Source organism: Kaarinaea lacus (assembly GCF_975902315.1).
In genome coordinates, this window is record NZ_CDLKIE010000159.1 from 1 (window position 1) to 3,533 (window position 3,533).

5 protein-coding genes and 1 pseudogene are annotated in these 3,533 nt (G+C 44.4%); 5 read left to right on the top strand and 1 reads right to left on the bottom strand.

Features of this window, described 5'->3' with window-relative positions; translation table 11 throughout:
* The first annotated feature begins 109 nt into the window (after nt 1-109).
* The 5 genes from ACWVCM_RS04455 to ACWVCM_RS04475 all read left to right on the top strand — a co-directional run bounded on the left by ACWVCM_RS04455 (nt 110) and on the right by ACWVCM_RS04475 (nt 2,515).
* A complete protein-coding gene (locus ACWVCM_RS04455; protein WP_455200513.1) occupies nt 110-304 on the top strand; it encodes a hypothetical protein in 195 nt (64 codons plus the stop codon).
* Nucleotides 305-466: 162 nt separating this feature from the next.
* The gene (locus ACWVCM_RS04460) at nt 467-958 is read left to right on the top strand and encodes a GFA family protein (RefSeq protein ID WP_455200514.1); all 492 of its coding nucleotides are present in this window, start codon (nt 467-469) and stop codon (nt 956-958) included.
* A gap of 45 nt (nt 959-1,003) precedes the next feature.
* Nucleotides 1,004-1,414: a hypothetical protein gene (locus ACWVCM_RS04465; protein ID WP_455200515.1), complete on the top strand. Its 411-nt coding sequence runs from the start codon at nt 1,004-1,006 to the stop codon at nt 1,412-1,414.
* A gap of 50 nt (nt 1,415-1,464) precedes the next feature.
* Entirely contained in the window at nt 1,465-1,767 is a 303-nt protein-coding gene (locus ACWVCM_RS04470; RefSeq protein ID WP_455200516.1) for a DUF1244 domain-containing protein, read from the top strand.
* A 406-nt stretch (nt 1,768-2,173) separates the two neighbouring features.
* A complete protein-coding gene (locus tag ACWVCM_RS04475) occupies nt 2,174-2,515 on the top strand; it encodes a TusE/DsrC/DsvC family sulfur relay protein (protein ID WP_455200517.1) in 342 nt (113 codons plus the stop codon).
* 181 nt (nt 2,516-2,696) lie between these two features.
* On the opposite strand, the pseudogene ACWVCM_RS04480 reads toward ACWVCM_RS04475, so the two are convergent.
* Nucleotides 2,697-3,533: pseudogene (locus ACWVCM_RS04480) on the bottom strand (elongation factor G); the annotation flags it as partial.

Below are 3,533 nucleotides of genomic sequence, written 5' to 3' on the forward strand. Positions count from 1 at the left end.
GGATGTCTGGAGATGGTTTGGGTGACCACGGCATGTTCATGCGATTATTAGTTCCGTATACTAAGGACATGTTTTGCCTGGCTAAAATTATTTGAAGTAGAAGTTATGTATGAAAACTGATCCGGACAAATTATTAAAAAAGCACAAAAAGCTCGTGCATTCTGAAATGCTTAAAGTAACCTCGCATGTGCAAAGACAGGAAGGTGACTGGATAATAAACACGCTCATGATTGAGGGCTATGATGTACCTTTTACAAGCGACAAAAAGCCTACAAAAATATTAAGGGCGCCCGTGTTAATTTAACCTACTATCCCGATGTGGACGTTGTAGCAGGGATGGAATTCGAAATAATGAGAGTAGTAAGAATTAAGATTGCTTGAGAAACAAAATAGTGTATTACTGCCTAAATACCGCTAACGTTAATATCGCTAACGTTAACACCACTAATTGTATCAGGTGACGCAAATGAAAATTGAAGGTTCATGTTATTGTGGTGCCGTTTCGTATTCTGCAACAACCCATACGCCATATCCTTATATGCATTGCTATTGTTCGTTTTGCCGGAAGACGGGTGGCAGCGGAGGCTACGGAATTAATATTATGGCGTTGGCGAACTCTCTGTCGGTTAATGGTGAAGCGTATCTGGAGTATCATCATGGTATGGAACATGATCCGGATACTGACGAACTGAAACAAAATGAGAACAAGCGTTTTTTCTGTCGCCAGTGCGGAAGTCCATTGTGGGCTCATGACCCACGTTGGTCGGAATGGATTTATCCTTTCGCATCTAATATCAGTACACCTTTACCTAAACCGCCGGAGATCGTGCATATAATGCTGGATTTTGCTGCGCCCTGGGTTGAGGTACCCTCTGGTGAAGGTCATCGTCATTTCCAGCGTTACCCGGATGAAAGCATCGAACACTGGCATAAACGCCATGGGCTGTTTGTGGAATAAGACTCATTATTTAATTCATATTTAAACATCGTTAAAGGAAGAGCTATGTACAAGTGCCAACACTTCGCCATTCATGAACTGGTGCCACCGCATGTCTATCAGCAACGCGGTGAAAAAGCATGGGAGTTACTGGATGAGCGATTGCTAATAACCCTGGATCGCTTAAGAATGCGTTATGGTTCCATGACGGTGAATAATTATTATTGGGGTAAAGATCGGGAATGGAGTGGGTTACGAACTGCGGATAGTCCTTTCTACAGCGCTTTTAGTCAGCATTCGTTTGGTCGGGCGGCAGATTGCCTGTTTAAAGATAAAACCGCTGAAGAAGTTCGGCAAGACATACTGGCGGATCCGGGTGATCCGGATTTTGAGTTAATAGGTAGTCTGGAACTGGGTGTGTCATGGTTACATTTTGATGTCAGGAATTGTGACAGGATAAAAACCTATTATCCTTAATGTGTTTTTCAGTAGTAAAGTCAAACGAACAAAAATTTGAGGGCAACAACATGAACGATCAAACACAAATTGAAATGGAGGCAGCGGCATTTAGAGGGTTAATACAACATCTGCAGAAACGCACCGATGTTCAGAATATTGACCTGATGAATCTTGCGGGATTCTGCCGTAATTGTCTGGCTAAATGGTATATGGGTGCTGCTAAAGAACGAGGTGTTGAAATGAATTACGATCAGGCCCGCGAATATGTTTACGGTATGACCTATGATCAGTGGAAATCTCAGTATCAAACCGAAGCGACGGAAGCGCAGTTGAAGAAGTTTGAAGAGACAAAATCCACGCATGCGTTTTAATTAACCGGATTGGCTATTGGAAAAATTCAGCGAAAATATACCCACATCATGCAAAGGATCATGATAATTTTATATAAATTACATGATGTTATTGGTACAGCGTGAAGAGCCGGCCGGATACATTCGGTCAGAAGCAGGTAGCGATTCAGGTAGCTCTATATTCCTTGCTTCAAATGCTGCAGTTCTATTAATTTGAGTTATCCATCTATTACTTGACTGAAACAGTCGGGTATCCTATAGATTAACTATAGGCGTTTTTGTCTCTGGATATTAGGCATCGCCGGATATGAGGAGGCTGTTATCACATCGTGCAACATCCGCGATTCTTTTTTCCAGTCCATTGCCTTTTTTATTTTGTAAAGATTGATAACCATTTATCACAAAAGGTGGTGACGAAATGAGGCGTATGACTAATCAAAGCCATCGAAAAGCGATGCAGCAGAAAGTGCTGCTTAAATTTGACGAGGATGGTTTTTTAAGTGATCCCAGCCAGTGGAGTGAATCCATTGCACGATTAATTGCCGCTCGGGATGGAGTGGGGGAATTGACGCAAGAACAATGGAGTATCATCCGGTCGATGCGCGTGGAATATTTTAAATATGGCGCACCGCCTGTACCACGTTTTGTTTGTCACATTAATCATATGCAAAAAAACTGTATGAGCATGCTGTTTGATAATAATCGCCGGGAAGCCTGGCGGATAGCGGGTTTGCCCAATCCGGGTGAGGAGGCCAAGGCCTATTTGTAATATTCCGGACACTTATGCTGGAGGTGCTGGTTGGTCTATGGAAGGACCGGGTCGAAAGGAATGAGAATAATTGTTACAGGCTTGTGTCTGAAAGTAGTCGCTGGACCGTAAGTTTTGTCCAGCGACTCTTTTTTTACATACAGAAAGTTGCAGAAAGCGTTAACGACAAAGAGCGAACGCTTTATTTATTGGCGTTGCGTTCCAGAGTTTCCTTGATGACTTCGTCAGCCACGTTTTTCGGACAAGGCGAATAGTGCGAGAACTCCATGGAAAACTGACCGCGACCAGAAGTCATGGTACGCAGGTCGCCGATGTAGCCAAACATATCCGCCAAAGGCGCTTCTGCTTTAATGCGTACACCTGTGGTTCCTGCTTCCTGACCCTGAATCATGCCGCGGCGACGGTTAAGGTCACCGATGACATCACCCACATGATCTTCAGGAGTGAATACGTCCACTTTCATGATAGGTTCCATCAACTGTGCGCCAGCCTTGGGCATGGTTTGACGATAAGCGGCCTTGGCTGCAAGTTCATAGGCTACTGCAGATGAGTCAACGGGATGGTAACCACCATCCATCAGTATCACTTTGAAGTCCAGGCAGGGGAAACCGGCCAGTACGCCTTTTTCCATGCTCAGCTCAAAACCTTTGGAAACCGCTGGCCAGAATTCACGCGGAATGTTACCGCCGGTAACCTGGGATTCAAACTCATAACCGCTACCCGGTTCGCCAGGTTCTACGACATAGTCAATCTTGGCGAATTGTCCGGAACCACCCGTTTGTTTCTTATGGGTGTAGCTGTCTTCAATACGCTGGGTGATCGTTTCGCGATAAGCTACCTGGGGTTTACCCACTTCAACTTCTACCCCGTGAGTCCGTTTCAGGATATCGATCTTGATGTCCAGGTGTAATTCACCCATTCCCTTAAGAATGGTTTCACCACTGTCTTCGTCTGTTTCAACACGGAACGATGGATCTTCCTTAATCATTTTACCCAGTGCGATACCGAGTTTTTCAGA

Bases quoted from the DNA above. Each gene is read 5' to 3' on its own strand.
- ACWVCM_RS04475 (WP_455200517.1), top strand. From the start codon at position 2,174: ATGACTAATCAAAGCCATCGAAAAGCGATGCAGCAGAAAGTGCTGCTT.
- ACWVCM_RS04470 (WP_455200516.1), top strand. From the start codon at position 1,465: ATGAACGATCAAACACAAATTGAAATGGAGGCAGCGGCATTTAGAGGG.
- ACWVCM_RS04460 (WP_455200514.1), top strand. From the start codon at position 467: ATGAAAATTGAAGGTTCATGTTATTGTGGTGCCGTTTCGTATTCTGCA.
- ACWVCM_RS04455 (WP_455200513.1), top strand. From the start codon at position 110: ATGAAAACTGATCCGGACAAATTATTAAAAAAGCACAAAAAGCTCGTG.
- ACWVCM_RS04465 (WP_455200515.1), top strand. From the start codon at position 1,004: ATGTACAAGTGCCAACACTTCGCCATTCATGAACTGGTGCCACCGCAT.